The organism is Nannocystis punicea (assembly GCF_026965555.1).
Lineage (GTDB): Bacteria > Myxococcota_A > Polyangia > Nannocystales > Nannocystaceae > Nannocystis > Nannocystis punicea.
The window spans coordinates 11,318,638-11,336,505 of sequence record NZ_CP114040.1 but is presented as its reverse complement, the minus strand read 5'-3'; the positions used below and the strand labels follow the sequence as shown (position 1 = coordinate 11,336,505).

11 protein-coding genes, 5 tRNA genes and 1 pseudogene are annotated in these 17,868 nt (G+C 66.9%); all 17 read left to right on the top strand.

Annotation, left to right across the window (positions count from 1 at the left end; translation table 11 throughout):
• Nucleotides 1–174: 174 nt before the first annotated feature.
• The 17 genes and pseudogenes from O0S08_RS43505 to rpoC all read left to right on the top strand — a co-directional run bounded on the left by O0S08_RS43505 (nucleotide 175) and on the right by rpoC (nucleotide 17,854).
• Entirely contained in the window at nucleotides 175–1,905 is a 1,731-nt protein-coding gene (locus O0S08_RS43505; protein ID WP_269035406.1) for a HEAT repeat domain-containing protein, read from the top strand.
• A 100-nt stretch (nucleotides 1,906–2,005) separates the two neighbouring features.
• Complete coding sequence (locus O0S08_RS43500) at nucleotides 2,006–3,196, top strand: tetratricopeptide repeat protein (protein ID WP_269035405.1); 1,191 nt, start codon at nucleotides 2,006–2,008, stop codon at nucleotides 3,194–3,196.
• 235 nt (nucleotides 3,197–3,431) lie between these two features.
• Nucleotides 3,432–3,504 (top strand) — tRNA-Thr (locus O0S08_RS43495).
• A 55-nt stretch (nucleotides 3,505–3,559) separates the two neighbouring features.
• Nucleotides 3,560–3,644 (top strand) — tRNA-Tyr (locus O0S08_RS43490).
• A 9-nt stretch (nucleotides 3,645–3,653) separates the two neighbouring features.
• Nucleotides 3,654–3,726 (top strand) — tRNA-Gly (locus O0S08_RS43485).
• Nucleotides 3,727–3,787: 61 nt separating this feature from the next.
• Nucleotides 3,788–3,863 (top strand) — tRNA-Thr (locus O0S08_RS43480).
• Nucleotides 3,864–3,912: 49 nt separating this feature from the next.
• Complete coding sequence (gene tuf / locus O0S08_RS43475; protein WP_267775467.1) at nucleotides 3,913–5,112, top strand: elongation factor Tu; 1,200 nt, start codon at nucleotides 3,913–3,915, stop codon at nucleotides 5,110–5,112.
• 147 nt (nucleotides 5,113–5,259) lie between these two features.
• Nucleotides 5,260–5,421, top strand: coding sequence for a 50S ribosomal protein L33 (gene rpmG, locus O0S08_RS43470; protein ID WP_269035404.1), 162 nt, complete (start codon nucleotides 5,260–5,262; stop codon nucleotides 5,419–5,421).
• Between the two features lie 16 nt (nucleotides 5,422–5,437).
• A tRNA-Trp gene (locus O0S08_RS43465) sits at nucleotides 5,438–5,510 on the top strand.
• 46 nt (nucleotides 5,511–5,556) lie between these two features.
• Nucleotides 5,557–5,985 (top strand): preprotein translocase subunit SecE, encoded by a 429-nt coding sequence (gene secE / locus O0S08_RS43460; RefSeq protein WP_269035403.1) that lies wholly within the window; start codon nucleotides 5,557–5,559, stop codon nucleotides 5,983–5,985.
• A 21-nt stretch (nucleotides 5,986–6,006) separates the two neighbouring features.
• Entirely contained in the window at nucleotides 6,007–6,543 is a 537-nt protein-coding gene (gene nusG / locus O0S08_RS43455; protein ID WP_224192981.1) for a transcription termination/antitermination protein NusG, read from the top strand.
• Between the two features lie 134 nt (nucleotides 6,544–6,677).
• Nucleotides 6,678–7,118 (top strand): 50S ribosomal protein L11, encoded by a 441-nt coding sequence (gene rplK, locus O0S08_RS43450; RefSeq protein WP_269035402.1) that lies wholly within the window; start codon nucleotides 6,678–6,680, stop codon nucleotides 7,116–7,118.
• 129 nt (nucleotides 7,119–7,247) lie between these two features.
• On the top strand, nucleotides 7,248–7,949 hold the full coding sequence (gene rplA / locus O0S08_RS43445; protein WP_269035401.1) for a 50S ribosomal protein L1: 702 nt from the start codon (nucleotides 7,248–7,250) through the stop codon (nucleotides 7,947–7,949).
• A gap of 234 nt (nucleotides 7,950–8,183) precedes the next feature.
• The gene (rplJ, locus tag O0S08_RS43440) at nucleotides 8,184–8,708 is read left to right on the top strand and encodes a 50S ribosomal protein L10 (RefSeq protein ID WP_269035400.1); all 525 of its coding nucleotides are present in this window, start codon (nucleotides 8,184–8,186) and stop codon (nucleotides 8,706–8,708) included.
• Nucleotides 8,709–8,771: 63 nt separating this feature from the next.
• Complete coding sequence (gene rplL, locus O0S08_RS43435) at nucleotides 8,772–9,164, top strand: 50S ribosomal protein L7/L12 (RefSeq protein WP_269035399.1); 393 nt, start codon at nucleotides 8,772–8,774, stop codon at nucleotides 9,162–9,164.
• Nucleotides 9,165–9,442: 278 nt separating this feature from the next.
• Nucleotides 9,443–13,555, top strand: a pseudogene (gene rpoB / locus O0S08_RS43430) (DNA-directed RNA polymerase subunit beta); the annotation flags it as partial.
• Between the two features lie 96 nt (nucleotides 13,556–13,651).
• Entirely contained in the window at nucleotides 13,652–17,854 is a 4,203-nt protein-coding gene (rpoC, locus tag O0S08_RS43425; protein ID WP_269035397.1) for a DNA-directed RNA polymerase subunit beta', read from the top strand.
• Nucleotides 17,855–17,868: the final 14 nt, after the last annotated feature.

Below are 17,868 nucleotides of genomic sequence, written 5' to 3'. Positions count from 1 at the left end.
CTGGGTTTTTTGACGCGCGACGAAACTGCGGCAAACATCCCGCGCGCGCCTTTGGTAACATCGGCGCAAATCTGTCATGGCCCGCGCGGCCGTATCCGGCCCCATTGGGCCGCGATCCTCCGTCTCTCCCTCCTCCTCGGCCCGAGCGGCCCCGTCTTCTGAAAGGTCGGCCTGATGCGCAAGCTCCTTCTCTCCTCCCTGTTTGCCCTGTCGGTGTTCACGACCACTGGTTGCAAGGAGCCCGACCCTTACGCCTTCGAGACGCACATCGAGAACATCCGCAATGCCAGCGCCAAGGGCATCGGCTTCTCGGGGATGAAGGACCTGGTCAAGACCGTCATCACCTCGCCGGACAACGGCCCGCGGCTCGACGAGTTCGTGCAGAAGGTGATCCCGGTGTTCGAGGAGCAGTGGGACTCGTCGCCGGAGCACCAGGTGAACATGCTCGAGATGCTCCGCGACATCGGCCGGCCCGAGGCCGCGCCGCTGTGGAGCAAGGCGCTCGGCACCCTCGACGGCTCGGAGGAGGGCCGCAAGCGCGTGCTGATCGCGCTGCAGGGCATCCAGCGCGCCAAGGCCAAGGGCTCGACCGACGCGGTGCTCGGCCTGTTCGAGGGCCTGACGAAGGACCCGAGCAAGGACAAGGGCAAGGCCGAGGGTGAGATCCGCCGCGAGCTCGCGCGCACGCTCGGGATCCTCAAGGACCCGAAGGCCGCGCCGGCGCTGATCGCCGCGCTGCAGCAGCCGACCGAGATGCGGCCGCCGCAGATCCACCGCATCGTCGCCGAGGCGCTCGGCAACCTGCGCGACCCTGCGGCCATCGAGCCGCTCGTGATCGCCAACTTCTCGATCCCCGACGATCAGACCGACAGCAAGAACCTCAGCAACCGCGTCAAGCTGTCCCTCAACAGCATCGGCGAGCCGGCCGTCCCGCGCCTCGTCGAGCTGCTCACCGGCAAGGAAGACGACATCGTCATCAAGAAGGTCGTCGAGGCCGGCAGCACCGTGCCGGTGGTCCGCTTCACCGCCGCGCTGATGCTCGGCTCGCTCGGCAGCCCCCAGGCCGTCGACGCGCTGATCAAGAACATCCCCGCGGATTCCTGCAAGCCGGTGGTCAAGGAGGACCCGAAGAAGAAGGACAAGAAGAAGAAGGCCGACGAGGAGGAGGAAGAGGATCCGGACAAGGCGGACAACGAGAACCTGCGCAACGCGATCGTCACCTCGCTCGGCCAGATCGGCGATCCCAAGGCCGCGGCCGCGATCTGCCCGTGCACGCAGGCCAGCGTGCACTTCGAGGAGCAGTTCATGATGGTCGAGTCGCTCGGCTACGTCGGCGGCGACGAGGCCGTGAAGTGCCTCACCAACTTCCTCAAGACCGCCGAGAGCGACCCGGAGACCTTGCCGACCACCGACAAGACGCCGCTGTCGATCCGCATCGAGGCCGGCCGCTTCGCCGTCCTCGCCGCCGGCCCCGACCAGGTCGCCACCGTGCGCGAGGCCTTCGCCGCCAACACCGACCCGAAGGTCGCGGAGGGCCTCAAGCAGTGGGAGCCGGCCCTCACCACCCTCGAGACCTGCAAGAACGACAAGGACTGCTACCTCAAGACCCTCAAGGACACCAACGCCAGCTGGGTCGCGCGCGAGAACGCGGCGATGGAGCTGACCCGCCTGGCGCCCGGTGACGCCGCCGTGGCCGAGGCGATCGCCCAGGCCTACAAGGTCCGCGAGGTCGACGCCCGCGTGACGATGGCGCTCATGGCCTCGCGCATCATGCAGGGCAAGCGCTGCCAGAAGTGCGTCGACGTGCTCGAGGACATCATGAAGGGCGAGAAGGGCACGACCGACATCAGCTATCAGAAGGCCGTGCTGACCGCCCGCGACACGATCGCCAAGCTCTCCGAGTGAGCGCCGGCGTCCCCGCGCGAACTCGGCCGGAGCGATCTCCGACGCGACAACTCACAATCTGGCCGTGATGTCCACGGCCTCGTGTGCCATGCTCACGCCGATGTCCCGCTCGCTCGTCCGGCTCGCGCTCGTCGTCCTCGCGGGCGCGCCCGTCGCCTGCGCCGGCAAGCCCGCCGGCACCGTCACCCCCGAGGACGCTGCGGTCACCGTGAAGCCCGGCGAGGCGGCCGCGGCGGCCCCCACGGGTCCGGCGACCTTGCCCGACGCCGAGGCCGCGCTCGCTGGCGGCGACGCGGCCCGGGCCGTGGCCCTGTTCTCCGGCTACCTCGGGGGCGACCCCGACGAGACCGGCGTGCGCCAGGCCTACCTCGGCCTGGCGCGGGCCCAGGAGCTCCTGCGCGACTGCGCCGCGGCGATCCGCGCCTACGACGCCTACCTGGCCCGCTTCAGCGACGGCCCCGGCGATCTCTTCGCCCGCCGCGGCGCCTGCTACGCCGAGCTCGGCGAGTGGAAGGCCTCGGCCGACAGCTACGCCGAGGCCTTCGCCCGCGCCACCCTGCCCAGCGCCAGGGTCGAGGCGCTGGCCCGCCAGGGCTACGCTCACTTCGAGCTCGGCCAGCTCGACCAGGCCGAGCCGCTGCTGCAGCAGGCCGACCAGGTCTTCGTCGCCTCGCAGGAGGCGGGCAGCGAGCGCTTCAGCAACTACTACTTCGTCGGCTTGGCCCGCTTCTACCGGGCCGCGGTGTGGCACCGGCGCTTCCGCGACGTGCCGATCCGCCTGCCCGAGAAGCAGATGACCGAGGACTTCGCCCGCAAGTTCGCCCTGCTGGAGAAGGCCCAGGACGCCTACAACGAGACCATCAAGGCCAAGCACATGTTTTGGGTCTCGGCGGCGGGCTACCAGCTGGGCAGCCTGTTCGAGGAGTTCTACGACGCCATGATGCACGCCCCGGTGCCGGAGTGGCTCGACGACAAGCAGCGCCAGGTCTACTACGAGGAGCTCAAGAGCCAGCTGAGGCCGGTGGTCAACAAGGCGATCTGGGTGTTCGAGAAGAACCTGGCGACCGCCCGGCGGCTCGGCTACGAGAGCGAGTTCACGGCCCAGACCGAGGCCAAGCTGAGCGAGCTGCAGGCGGTGCTGCTCGCAGGTGATACGACTCTCGGCAAGCCGCACCCGCCGCTGGCGCCCGAGGCCCGCCCCGAAATCGCGGCCGGGGAGATCGCCTCCGCCCAAGGCGAGCCGAGTCCGGTCGATCGCAAGCTGTTCGTGCCGGAGCTGACGCCGCTCTGACGCTCGCAAGGCCGCTTCTCGCCGCGTTCTGGCGAGAATCGGCCGCCCGCCGGGCCGACTTGCACCCGGGCGTACGCGCGCCCGCCATGGCTTGACACCCTCCCAGATCCGCGGCTATACACCGCGTCCACTTTCGGACCCTCACCGGGCCCGACGCTTTTCGTTAGCCTGAAGCCCTAACACTTGACCGGCGGCACGACCGCCACGAAGACCCCGGAGGGAATTCTCACCACACGCTGGCGTAGCTCAATTGGTAGAGCACCTGATTTGTAATCAGGCGGCTGCGGGTTCGAGTCCCATCGCCAGCTCACCACACCGAACGGCCTCCGGGGCCACGCACGCAGCGATCGTTCCACACCACGAGGATGGGTGCCCGAGTCGGCCAAAGGGAGCAGACTGTAAATCTGCCGCGCACCGCGCTTCGAAGGTTCGAATCCTTCCCCATCCACTGCCTACCGCGGGAGTAGCTCAGTTGGTAGAGCGTCAGCCTTCCAAGCTGAATGTCGCGAGTTCGACCCTCGTCTCCCGCTCTCTGCGCGACCTGCGCATCCGCTTCGGCCCTCCTGGCCTCCCGGTTCCGGACAACTTCACGCCCATGTAGCTCAGTTGGTAGAGCACATCCTTGGTAAGGATGAGGTCAGCGGTTCGAATCCGCTCATGGGCTCCAGAGAATCCCTCTCGACGACTGAACCCGTCACCCCCAGAGAAGCACAGCCATGGCGAAGGAAACATTCGTACGGAACAAGCCCCACGTGAACATCGGCACGATCGGCCATGTGGACCACGGGAAGACGACGCTGACGGCGGCGATCACGAAGGTGCTGAGCCTGAAGGGACAGGCGGAGTTCAAGGGCTACGACATGATCGACAAGGCGCCCGAGGAGCGGGCGCGCGGCATCACGATCTCGACGGCGCACGTGGAGTACGAGTCGAACGCGCGTCACTACGCGCACGTGGACTGCCCCGGGCACGCGGACTACATCAAGAACATGATCACGGGCGCGGCGCAGATGGACGGGGCGATCCTCGTCGTGTCGGCGCCGGATGGTCCGATGCCGCAGACGCGTGAGCACATCCTGCTCGGCCGTCAGGTGGGCATCCCGGCGATCGTGGTGTTCCTGAACAAGTGCGACATGATCGGCGCCGGCGACGAGGAGATGCTGGAGCTGGTCGAGGTCGAGCTGCGTGAGCTGCTGTCGAAGTACCAGTTCGACGGGGACAACGTTCCGATCACCCGCGGCAGCGCGCTGAAGGCCCTGAACGCGCCGTCGTGGGATCACCCGGACGCGAAGTGCATCTGGGAGCTGATGGACGCGTGCGACTCGTTCATCCCGCAGCCGGTGCGCGAGCTGGACAAGCCGTTCCTGATGCCGGTCGAGGACGTGTTCACGATCTCTGGCCGCGGCACGGTCACGACGGGTCGCGTGGAGCGCGGCATCATCAAGGTCGGCGACGAAGTTCAGATCGTCGGTCTGCGCGACACGCAGAAGACCACGGTCACCGGCGTGGAGATGTTCCGCAAGCTGCTCGACCAGGGCCAGGCGGGCGACAACGTCGGCCTGCTGATCCGCGGCATCGACCGCGAGGGCGTGGAGCGCGGCCAGGTGCTGTGCAAGCCGGGCACGATCACGCCGCACAAGAAGTTCAAGGCGACGGTGTACGTCCTGAAGAAGGAGGAGGGCGGCCGTCACACGCCGTTCTTCAAGGGCTACCGGCCGCAGTTCTACTTCCGCACGACGGACGTGACGGGCTCGGTGACGCTGCCCGAGGGTGTCGAGATGGTGATGCCCGGTGACAACATCGAGATCACCGTCGAGCTGCACAGCACGATCGCCTGCGAAGAGGGGCTGAAGTTCGCCATCCGCGAGGGTGGCAAGACTGTCGGCGCCGGCGTCGTCACCAAGATCCTCGAGTAGGACCTCGGGAATCCACGAGGCGGGGGGCGTGACCCCCGCCTTGTTTGCCCTAACTCCCCGGTCTGCTGGCTTCCGTCAGCTTCCGGGCTCGAACTTGTCAACCGGAACGGGTCTTGCTAGAACCGGACCCCTTCGCCCGAGGCTCCCATGGCTGCCGGCAACCGCATCATCATTCAGCTCGAGTGCCAGTCCTGCAAGCGGCGCAATTACTCCACGACCAAGAACAAGCGGACGACGCCCGAGAAGATCGTCCTCAAGAAGTTCTGCCGCCACTGCCGGAAGCACGCGGATCACAAGGAGACCAAGTAAGAGAGTGGGTTCTTACAGGGGGTTAGCTCAGTTGGTAGAGCAGCGGACTCCAAATCCGCAGGCCGAGGGTTCGAGTCCCCCACCCCCTGCTTCCTGTCAGAGATGGCCGATCTTCGGACACTCTGAGCCCCTGCCATGACGACCCCGCCGCGCAAACGAAAGCTCGTTGTTGCCCGTGAGTTCGACCCCAGTCGATGGGCCCACGCAGCGTTTTTCCTCGGCTTTCTGCTGCTCGCGTACGTCCTGAGCAACCTCACCGAGGACATGTGGGCGTTGCTGTGGTCGTACTGGCCGCGGGAGCTCGGCCGCCCGGCGCCGAACGTAGCCTCGGCGATCGGCACTGGCACCGCCTTGATTTGCGCGCTCATCGCCTGGCGGAACAAGCGCTGGTTCACGTTCGTGAGCGAGGTCGCTGTCGAGGTTTCGCAGGTGACGTGGCCGACCAAGGCGGAGACGCGGGTCGCCACCATCGTGGTCGTCGTCCTCACGCTCGTCTGCTCCGTCATCCTGGCGATGATGGACCTGTTCTGGTCCAACGTGACGGACTGGCTCTACGCTCTCTGACGGATCGGGGCACAAATTCTCATGGAGTGGTACGTCGTCAACACCTTCTCGGGCTACGAGAACTCGGTAAAGAAGGCCCTGGAGGACCGGATCAAGAACGCCGGTCTCGAGGAGCAGTTCGGGGAGATCTTGATCCCCTCGGAGAAGGTGACCACCCGGAGCGGCAAGAAGACCGTCCAGAAGACCAACAAGCTTCTGCCCGGCTACATCTTCATCAGCATGGACCTGACCAAGGCGAGCTGGCACCTGGTCCAGAACACCCCGAAGGTGACCGGCTTCCTCGGCGGCCAGAACCCCAAGCCGGTTCGCAAGGCCGAGATGAACCGTATGCTCGGCCAGGCGCCGCCGGACGAGCAGGCGCCCGTCGAGAAGGTCGTGCCGAACATCACGTATTCGGTCGGCCAGCAGGTTCGAGTCCGCAGCGGCGCGTTCGCCAACTTCACCGGTGAGGTGGAGGAGATCAACAACGACAAGCAGAAGATCTGGCTGTCGGTGTCGCTGTTCGGCCGCCCGACGCGCGTCGAGGTCGACTTTTCCGAGGTCGAGCCGGTTGTGTAACGCCGGCGGATCTGCGACAAGCCAGCACGCCTGTCCCGCCCAGTGAGCGGCGTCAAGCTCACGGTCCCTGAAGGGCGGCGCCAGCGGCACCGCTCCACCCGACCGACCCACCCTTTTCGTCACGAAGCACTGCCATGAAGAAGGTAACCGCGTACGTCAAGCTCCAGATCAAGGCCGGACTGGCGAACCCCGCGCCGCCGATCGGCCCTGCGCTCGGCTCCAAGGGCGTCAACATCATGGAGTTCTGCAAGCAGTTCAACGCCCGCACGGCGAAGGACCAGGGCCTCGTGATTCCGGTGGTCATCACCGTCTACTCGGACCGCTCGTTCACCTTCATCACCAAGACCCCGCCGGCGTCGATCTTGTTGTTGAAGAAGGTGCAGGCGGCCAACCCCAAGGTCGAGGGCGGCTCGGGCGTCCCGAACCGGCAGAAGATCGGCAAGCTGACGACCACGGAAGTCCGCGAGATCGCCGAGTACAAGTTCAAGGACATGAACGCCGCCTCGATCGACGCCGCTGCGCGCTCGATCGCCGGCACCGCGCGCTCGATGGGCATCGACGTCGTCGAGGCCTGAGCCCGGCGCGGCGAGAATTTCCTTCCTGTCCCTGAAGACATGCGGGCAGGAGCCCCGGCCCGCGGCGGGCCGGGACAACCCCGGGGGAGGCCGTAAAGGCCGCTGGGACCCCGGAAAGGGCACGAGACAATGGGCAAGAAGTACGAGGCGACCCGCAAGCTGGTCGACCGCGACAAGCGCTACACCCTCGCCGAAGCGGTCGAACTGCTGCCGAAGCTGAAGTTCACCAAGTTCGACGAGACGGTCGACGTCGCCGCTCGCCTGGGCGTCAACCCCAAGCACGCCGACCAGATGATCCGCTCCTCGTGCGCCCTGCCGCACGGCACCGGCAAGTCGCTGCGCGTGGTCGTGTTCGCCAAGGGCGAGCGGGCCAACGAGGCGCGCGAGGCGGGCGCTGATTTCGTCGGCGCCGAGGACCTGGTCGACCGCGTGCTCAAGGAGAACTGGCTCGAGTTCGACAGCGCGATCGCCACGCCCGACATGATGGGTCTCGTCGGTCGCCTCGGCCGCGTGCTCGGCCCGCGCAACTTGATGCCCAACCCCAAGGTCGGCACCGTGACCATGGACGTGGCCAGGGCGGTCCGCGAGATCAAGGCCGGCCGCATCGAGTTCCGCACCGAGAAGACCGGCATCGTCCACGCGCCCGTGGGCAAGGTGTCGTTCGGGCCCGACAAGCTGCGGGAGAACATCCTCTCGCTGCTCGAGACGCTGCAGCGCCTCAAGCCGTCGACGGCCAAGGGCAAGTACTTCAAGAGCATCGCGCTGTCGTCGACGATGGGCCCGTCGGTCCGCCTCGACACCAACGAGGTCGCCGCGCTCCTCGAGCGCTAGGCCGATCCGCCCCAGGTTTCATCAAGGAGTTCACCAAGTCTGTCGCAGAAGTGACGTGAATCAGCCGCCCGCGAGGGCGCACGCACTCGAAGACAGCAGGTGGTCGGCCTACCGACCGTAAACGCGAGAGCGGCCTGCCGAGAGTGGAGCGAGCGACGAGAGGAAGCGGGACGGGTCGTCCGTCCCTCCATCTCGGCGGTCCTCCACCCGGAGGGCCGAGGAGACGAGCCAGAGATGCCCACCCTGAGCAAACACGAACAATCGGCGAAGCTCCGCGAGGAACTGAGCGGCGTGTCCGCGTTCGTCCTGGTCGACTACACCGGGATCACCGTGGCCGAGGCCAGCGACGTCCGCAACAAGTTCCGCGACGCCAACTGCCGCTACCAGGTCTACAAGAACTCGGTCATCCACTACGCGGTGACCGGGACGAAGCACGAGCCGGCCACCGCCCTGCTGAAGGGCATGACCGGCATCGCGTTCTCGCCGGAGGACCCGGGTGCAGCGGCTCGCGTGGCGCGTGACTTCGCCAAGGACGCCAAGAACTTCAAGGTCAAGGGCGGCATCATCGACGGCAAGACGCTCGACACCGCCGGTGTCAGCCAGCTGGCCGACATGCCCGGGCCGCGCGAGCTCAAGGCGCAGTTCCTGGCCCTGCTCAACACGCCGGCGACCAGCTTCGTCCGCGTGCTGAACGCCGCCCCGCAGAGCTTCCTCTACCTCCTGAATGCCCGCAAGGACCAGCTCGCCGCTGCCTCCTGAGGCCGGCGCTCGTCCCTCATCAACCCGTCACCGTTTGTACCGACAGACTTCGAGGAATTCGTCATGACCGACATCACCCGCGACCAAGTCATCAACTACCTGAGCAACCTTCCGGTCATCGAGATCGCCAACCTGGTCAAGGAGCTCGAGACCAAGTGGGGCGTCTCGGCCGCCGCGCCGGTCGCCGCTGCTGGCCCCGCCCAGGGTGGCGCTGCGCCCGCGGCCGAGAAGAAGGAAGAGCAGACCGAGTTCACGGTCGTGCTCAAGGGCTTCGGCGACAAGAAGATCAACGTCATCAAGGCCGTCCGCGTGCTCAACCCGGCCCTCGGTCTCAAGGAGGCCAAGGATCTGGTCGAGGGCGCCCCGGCCAACATCAAGGAAGGCATCTCCAAGGCCGAGGCCGAGGAGATGGCCAAGCAGCTCAAGGAGGCCGGCGCTGAGGTCGAGATCAAGTGATCTCAGGGCCCGCCGCCCAAGCTGCTCCGGCGTGTACGGCGCCAGGGGGGAAGCCCCCTGCGCGTCGTGCACATATCGCGTTTGTAATGGGGCATTTTCGCGCCCCGGTGAGCCCTGGCTCACATCCGTTCTCGAGTACTTTTTGCCGCTTCGCGATCTCGCTGGCTCACGAGCCGCAAGGCCCGAAGTCCTGGGCTTTTGCCTCGCTTAGCGCTTAGACAACCTGCCGGCCCGCTCCACTGCCTCACTCGGCAGTTCGTCCCCCCTGAGGAACCGCGATGCCACCGATGATCCAGAACAACTTCCGTGTGCGCAAGAACTTCGGAAAGCTCAAGCGCATCATCGAGGTCCCCAACCTCATCGACATCCAGAAGCGGTCGTACGACAAGTTCCTGCAGCGGGACGTGCCGCTGGAGAACCGCGAGGAGATCGGTCTCCAGGCCGTCTTCAAGAGCGTGTTCCCGATCAAGGACTTCGGCGAGACCAGCTCGCTCGAGTTCGTCAGCTACAGCCTCGACCGCCCCAAGTACGACGAGGACGAGTGCCGCGCGCGCGGCATGACGTTCGCGGCGCCGATCAAGGTGGTGGTCCGCCTGGTGGTGTGGGACGTCGACGACGAGACGGGCACCCAGTCGATCCGCGACGTCAAGGAGCAGGAGGTCTACTTCGGTGAGATCCCGCTGATGACGGCGCACGGCACGTTCATCATCAACGGCACCGAACGCGTGGTCGTGTCGCAGCTGCACCGCTCACCCGGTGTGTTCTTCGACCACGACAAGGGCAAGACCCACGCGTCGGGCAAGAAGCTGTTCTCGGCCCGCATCATCCCGTACCGCGGCAGCTGGCTCGACTTCGAGTTCGACCACAAGGACACGATCTTCGTCCGCATCGATCGCCGGCGCAAGCTGCACGCGACCGTGTTGCTGCGCGCGCTCGGCTTCAACACCCCCGATCTGCTCGACTTCTTCTACGACAAGGAGACGATCAACATCGAGGAGGGCGGCGTCCTGACCCGCGCGATCGACTTCGATCTGCTGGCCGGTCAGCGCGCCTCGCACGACATCCGCGACCCCGAGACGGGGGAGGTCATCGTCCGCAAGGGCCGCAAGTTCACCAAGGCGAACATCAAGCGCATGCGGCAGTCGGGCATCCGCACCCTGCCGATGGACGCCGAGAGCCTGGTGGGCAAGGTCTCGGCCGAGGACGTGATCGACGAGAACACCGGCGAGGTGCTCCTCAACTGCAACGAGGACCTCACCGAGGAGCACGTCCGTCGCCTCGCCGACGCCAAGATCAAGAGCTTCAAGATCCTCTTCATCGACGACTTCAACGTCGGTCCGTACCTGCGCAACACCCTGCTGCAGGACAAGCTGCACACGCCCGAGGACGCGCTGCTCGAGATCTACCGGCGTCTCCGCCCCGGCGACCCGCCGACGGCCGAGACGGCGCGGACCTTGTTCGAGTCGCTGTTCTTCAAGCCCGAGCGCTACGACCTGTCGACCGTCGGCCGCCTCAAGCTGAACCACAAGTTCGGCCTCGAGGAGAGCCTGACCTCCACCGTGCTGACGAAGCGCGACATCATGGAGACGGTCAAGTACCTGGTCGAGCTCCGCAACGGCCGCGGCCAGATCGACGACATCGACCACCTCGGCAACCGCCGCGTGCGCGCCGTCGGCGAGCTGATGGAGAACCAGTACCGCATCGGCCTCGTGCGCATGGAGCGGGCGATCAAGGAGCGCATGAGCATGTCCCAGGAGATGGACGCGCTCATGCCGGCCGACCTGATCAACGCCAAGCCGGTCTCGGCGGTCGTGAAGGAGTACTTCGCGTCCTCGCAGCTGAGCCAGTTCATGGACCAGACCAACCCGCTGTCCGAGGTCACGCACAAGCGCCGCCTGTCGGCCCTCGGCCCGGGCGGCCTGACGCGCGAGCGCGCCGGCTTCGAGGTCCGCGACGTCCACAACACCCACTACGGCCGCATCTGCCCGATCGAGACGCCGGAAGGTCCGAACATCGGCCTCATCGCGTCGCTGTCGACGTACGCGCGCATCAACGAGTTCGGCTTCATCGAGACGCCGTACCGCACCGTCGACGGCGGCGTCGCCTCGTCGGACGTCGACTACTACTCGGCGCTGCAGGAGCAGGGCCACTTCATCGCCCAGGCCAACGCCGTCACCGACGACAACGGCAAGCTGCTGGCCGACCAGGTCCAGGTCCGTCACAACGACGAGTTCGAGGCGGTCGCCCCGGCCTCGGTCACGCTGATGGACGTCTCGCCGAGCCAGCTGGTCTCGGTCGCGGCCTCGCTGATCCCGTTCCTCGAGCACGACGACGCCAACCGCGCGCTGATGGGCTCCAACATGCAGCGGCAGGCCGTCCCGTGCCTGCGCACCGCGGCCCCGCTGATCGGCACCGGTATGGAGATGCACGTCGCCCGCGACTCGGGCTCGACGGTCGTCGCGCTGCGCGACGGCGTGGTCGAGCAGGTCGACGGCGCGCGCATCGTCGTCAAGCCGGTCACCGGCAAGACCGAGGAGAACCGCGGCATCCTCGGCGCCAAGCCCGACATCTACAACCTGACCAAGTTCCAGCGCTCGAACCAGAACACCGCGCTGAACCAGAAGCCGATCGTCCGCGTCGGCGACCGGGTGAAGAAGGGCGACGTCATCGCCGACGGCGCGGCGACGGAGCGCGGCGAGCTGGCGCTCGGTCAGAACGTGGTCGTCGCGTTCATGCCGTGGCAGGGCTACAACTTCGAGGACTCGATCCTCGTGTCGGAGCGCATCGTCCGCGAGGACGTGTACACCTCGATCCACATCGAGGAGTTCGAGTGCGTCGCCCGCGACACCAAGCTGGGCAAGGAAGAGATCACGCGCGACATCCCGAACGTCGGCGAGGACGCGCTGGCCAACCTCGACGAGGCGGGCATCGCCCGCATCGGCGCCGAGGTGAAGGCCGGCGACATCCTGGTCGGCAAGATCACCCCGAAGGGCGAGACCCAGCTCAGCCCCGAGGAGAAGCTGCTGCGCGCCATCTTCGGCGAGAAGGCCGGCGACGTGCGTGACACCTCGCTGCGCCTGCCGCCGGGCGTCAGCGGCATCGTCATCGACGCGCGGGTGTTCGCCCGCAAGTCGGTCGAGAAGGACACGCGCGCCCAGCAGATCGAGGACGCCGAGCGCGAGAAGCTGATGCAGGACCGGCGCGACAACGTCGCCATCGTGTCCGACGGCTACTACAACCGGATGAAGGAGATCCTGGTCGGCAAGACCACGGCGGCCAAGCTGGTCGACGACGCCGGCCGCGAGCTCATCACCGCCGGCGTGGTGCTCACCGAGGCCAACCTGGCCGACGTGCCGCGCAGCGAGTGGGGCCGGTTCTCGCTCACCACCGCCGAGGACACCGAGGTCGTCGAGGCCCTGGCCCGCCGGCTCGAGAAGGACCTCGACGAGATCGAGACCATCTACCGCGAGAAGATCGCCAAGCTGACCAAGGGCGACGAGCTGCCGCCCGGCGTCATCAAGATGGTCAAGGTCTACGTCGCCATCAAGCGCAAGCTGCAGGTCGGCGACAAGATGGCCGGCCGCCACGGCAACAAGGGCGTCATCTCGCGCATCCTTCCGATCGAAGATCTGCCGTACCTCGAGGACGGCAGCCCGGTCGACATCGTGCTCAACCCGCTCGGCGTGCCGTCGCGCATGAACGTCGGCCAGATCCTCGAGGTCCACCTCGGCTGGGCGGCGTACGAGCTCGGGCTGCAGATCGACCGCTACATGCAGACCAAGTTCTCGCCCGAGGTCCTGCGCACCCAGCTGAAGAAGATCTACGAGACCAAGGAGGCCCAGCGCTTCATCGACGGTCTCGGCGACGACGACGTGATCCGCTTCGCCGACAAGCTGCGGCGCGGCGTCCATATGGCCACGCCGGTGTTCGACGGCGCGCTCGAGACCGAGGTCAAGGGCACGCTCAGCAAGGCCGGCGTGCCCGAGAGCGGCCAGGCGATCCTGTTCGACGGCCGCACCGGCGAGGCGTTCGAGGAGAACGTCACCGTCGGCATCATGTACATGCTGAAGCTGCACCACCTCGTCGACGACAAGATCCACGCGCGCAGCATCGGCCCGTACTCGCTCGTCACCCAGCAGCCGCTCGGCGGCAAGGCCCAGTTCGGCGGCCAGCGCCTCGGCGAGATGGAGGTCTGGGCGCTCGAGGCCTACGGCGCCGCCTACGCGCTGCAGGAGCTGCTCACCGTCAAGTCGGACGACGTCGTCGGCCGCATGCGGATGTACGAGTCCATCGTCAAGGGCCAGCCGACCATGCAGCCGGGCGTGCCCGAGTCGTTCAACGTGCTCCTCAAGGAGCTGCAGGCCCTGTGCCTGAACATCGAGCTCGTCGACGTCAATGCGGAGACGGGCGTGGTCACCGGCGTCTCCCGCGAGGCGATGTCGGCGGCGGAGTAATCACCCGGAGAAAGCGAACAAGGAGACACGGCCATGAGAGACATCTTCAGTTTCTTCGAGAAGCAGAAAGAGGCCACCTACTTCAACGCGCTCCGGATCGGCGTCGCCTCGCCGAAGACCATCCGCGACTGGTCGTACGGGGAGGTCAAGAACCCCGAGACGATCAACTACCGGACCTTCAAGCCCGAGCGCGACGGCCTGTTCTGCGCCAAGATCTTCGGGCCCATCAAGGACTACGAGTGCCTCTGCGGCAAGTACAAGCGCATGAAGCACCGCGGGGTCGTGTGCGAGAAGTGCGGCGTCGAGGTCATCCACTCCAAGGTCCGGCGTGAGCGCGCGGGTCACATCGACCTGGCGACTCCGGTCGCGCACATCTGGTTCCTCAAGAGCCTGCCGTCGCGCATCGGCAACATCCTCGACATCCCGCTGACCAAGCTCGAGAAGGTCCTCTACTGCGAGGCCTACATCGTCATCGACCCGAAGGACTCCGGGCTCGAGGAGCGCGAGCTGCTCAGCGAGGAGCGCTTCGACCAGCTGATGGAGGAGCTCGGCCCCGAGGCGTTCAACGCCGGCATGGGCGCCGAGGCGATCAAGGAGCTGCTGTCGCGCATCGACCCGGTGGTCGAGGCCCGCAACCTGCGGGCGGAGATCGCCGGCGCCACCAGCGAGGCCAAGCGCAAGAAGGCGGCCAAGCGCCTGCGCGTGGTCGAGGCCTTCCGCAACAGCGGCAACAAGCCCGAGTGGATGATGCTCGAGGTCGTGCCGGTGCTGCCGCCCGACCTGCGCCCGCTCGTGCCGCTCGACGGCGGCCGCTTCGCCAGCTCCGACCTCAACGACCTGTATCGCCGGGTGATCAACCGCAACAACCGGCTCAAGCGCCTGCAGGAGCTGGCTGCGCCGGAGATCATCATCCGCAACGAGAAGCGCATGCTGCAGGAGGCCGTCGACGCGCTGTTCGACAACGGCCGCCGCGGCAAGACGATCACGGGCCCCAACAAGCGCCCGCTGAAGTCGCTGTCGGACATGCTGCGCGGCAAGTCGGGCCGGTTCCGCCAGAACCTGCTCGGCAAGCGCGTCGACTACTCCGGCCGCAGCGTCATCGTCGTCGGTCCCGAGCTGCGCCTGCACGAGGTCGGCATCCCCAAGAAGATGGCCCTCGAGCTGTTCAAGCCGTTCATCTACAACCGGCTCGAGGCGCAGGGGCTCGTCACCACCATCAAGAGCGCCAAGCGGATGGTGGAGAAGGAGGCCCCGGAGGTCTGGGACATCCTCGACGAGGTGATCAAGGAGCACCCGCTGCTGCTCAACCGCGCGCCGACGCTCCACCGCCTCGGCATCCAGGCGTTCGAGCCGGTGCTGATCGAGGGCAAGGCGATCCAGCTGCACCCGCTGGTCTGCACCGCCTTCAACGCCGACTTCGACGGCGACCAGATGGCCGTCCACCTCCCGCTGTGCATCGAGTCGCAGATGGAGGCGCGCGTGCTGATGATGTCGACCAACAACATCCTCAGCCCCGCGCACGGCCGGCCGATCATCGTGCCGTCGCAGGACATCGTCCTCGGCCTGTACTACATGACGCGCGAGCGGGCCTTCGCCCACGGCGGCGTCAACGAGAACCCGGCGCAGGACGGCTTCTTCATCGGTCACTTCGGCTCGCCGGCCGAGGTGCGCATGGCCTACGACCACGGCGCCGCGCACCTGCAGGCCCGCGTCCGCGTGCGCATGGAGCCCGGCAAGCCGATGCTCGACAGCACCGTCGGGCGCGTCCTGCTGTACGAGGGCGGCATCCCCAAGAAGATCCCGTTCCCGATGGTCAACCGCTCGCTGGGCAAGAAGGAGCTCAACGAGCTGATCGACACCTGCTACCGCCTGTGCGGGCAGAAAGCCACCGTCCTGATGGCCGACTACCTGCGCAGCACCGGTTACAGCGAGGCGACCAAGGCCGGCATCTCGATCTGCATGGATGACATGGTCATCCCCGAGGCCAAGAAGAAGCTGCTCCAGCAGGCGACCGCCGAGGTCAAGCGCATCATGGCGCAGTACGCGGACGGCCTCATCACCTCGGGCGAGCGCTACAACAAGATCATCGACATCTGGGCGAACGTCTCCGAGCAGATCGCCAACGCGATGATGGAGGGCATCTCGACCGCCGTCCTCACCGACGAGCGGACCGGGAAGCAGGTCAAGCAGCCGTCGTTCAACTCGGTCTACATCATGGCCGACTCGGGCGCCCGCGGTTCGCGGCAGCAGATGCGCCAGCTCGCCGGTATGCGCGGCCTCATGGCTCGTCCCTCGGGCGAGATCATCGAGTTCCCGATCACGACCAACTTCCGCGAGGGCCTCACCGTCCTCCAGTACTTCATCTCGACGCACGGCGCGCGCAAGGGCCTCGCCGACACCGCGCTCAAGACCGCGAACTCCGGGTACCTCACCCGCCGCCTGGTCGACGTCGCCCAGGAGGCCGTGATCACGGAGTTCGACTGCGGCACGATCCAGGGCCTCGACATGACCGCGCTGGTCGAGTCGGGCGAGGTCATCGAGCGCCTGGCGGACCGCGTCCTCGGCCGCGTCGCGCTCGAGCCGCTGTACCGGCCGGGCACCGACGACCTCATCATCGCCGAGGGCGACCTCATCGACGAGACCCGCGCGCGTCAGGTCGACGACGCCGGTATCCAGTCGGTGAAGATCCGCAGCGTGCTCACCTGCGAGGCGCTGCGGGGCATCTGCGCCAAGTGCTACGGGCGCGACCTGGCCCGCGGCAACATGGTCGACGTCGGCGAGGCGGTCGGCATCATCGCCGCCCAGTCGATCGGCGAGCCCGGCACGCAGCTGACGATGCGCACGTTCCACATCGGCGGCGTCGGCAACATCACCGCCGAGCAGTCGCAGCTGGCGGCCCGCTTCGGCGGCACTGTCAAGCTCGAGGACATCGAGCTCGTCACCGGCCGCGAGGACAAGGACGGCCCGTACTCGGTGGTCATGAACCGCCACGCCCAGCTCAACCTGCTCGACGAGAAGGGCCGCCCGCGCGAGCGCTACGACCTGGTCTACGGCGCGCGGCTGCGCGTCAAGGACGGCGAGGTGGTCAAGGCCGGCCAGCTGATGGCCGAGTGGGACCCGTTCACCCTGCCGATCATCGTCGAGGTGACGGGCACCGTGGAGTACGGCGACATCATCGAGGGCGTGACCATGGCGGTGCGGGTCGACGAGACCACGCAGCACTCGAGCATGGTCGTGCAGGAGAGCCGCGACCCCGACGCGCGCCCGCGCTTCGTCATCAAGAACGACGACGGCGAGGTCATCCGCGTCCACGGCAAGCACGAGGCGCGCTACTTCCTGCCGGTCGGCGCGGCCTTCACCCTCACCGAGGGCACGAAGGTGGTCGCCGGCGACGTCATCGCCAAGCTGCCGCGCGAGTCGACCAAGACCAAGGACATCACGGGCGGTCTGCCGCGCGTGGTCGAGCTGTTCGAGGCGCGCACGCCGAAGGATCACGCGATCATCTCGGAGATCGACGGCGTCGTCACGTTCGGCAAGGACAAGGGCGGCAAGCGGCGCGTCATCGTCACCGCCGAGCACGGCGACCCGAAGGAGTACCTGGTACCCAAGGTCCGCCACCTGCTCGTGCGCGAGGGCGACCGCGTGCGCGCCGGCGAGAAGCTGATGGACGGCCCCGCCAACCCGCACGACATCCTCGCGGTGCTCGGCGAGAAGGCGCTGGCGACCTACCTGCTCGACGAGATCCAGGAGGTCTATCGCCTGCAGGGCGTGAAGATCAACGACAAGCACATCGAGGTCATCGTCCGGCAGATGATGCGGCGCGTGCGGATCAAAGATCCGGGCGACACCAACTTCCTCGCCGACGACCACGTCGAGCGGCAGATCTTCCAGCAGGAGAATCAGCGCGTCGCGGCGCTCGGCGGCACGCCGGCGACCGGTCAGGCGCTGCTGCTCGGCATCACCAAGGCCTCGCTGTCGACCGAGAGCTTCATCAGCGCCTCGTCGTTCCAGGAGACCACCAAGGTGCTCACCGAGGCGGCGCTGCAGGGCAAGATCGACTTCCTGCGCGGCCTCAAGGAGAACGTGATCATGGGCCGGCTCATCCCCGCCGGCACCGGCCTCACGGTCTACGACCGCCTGCACATGGTCTCGGACGACCAGGCGCAGCACGACCCGAACGCCGAGCCGATCGCCCGTCGCTCCAACGAGCGGGACCTCATCAACGTGCAGGACTGATTCGTCTCGACGGG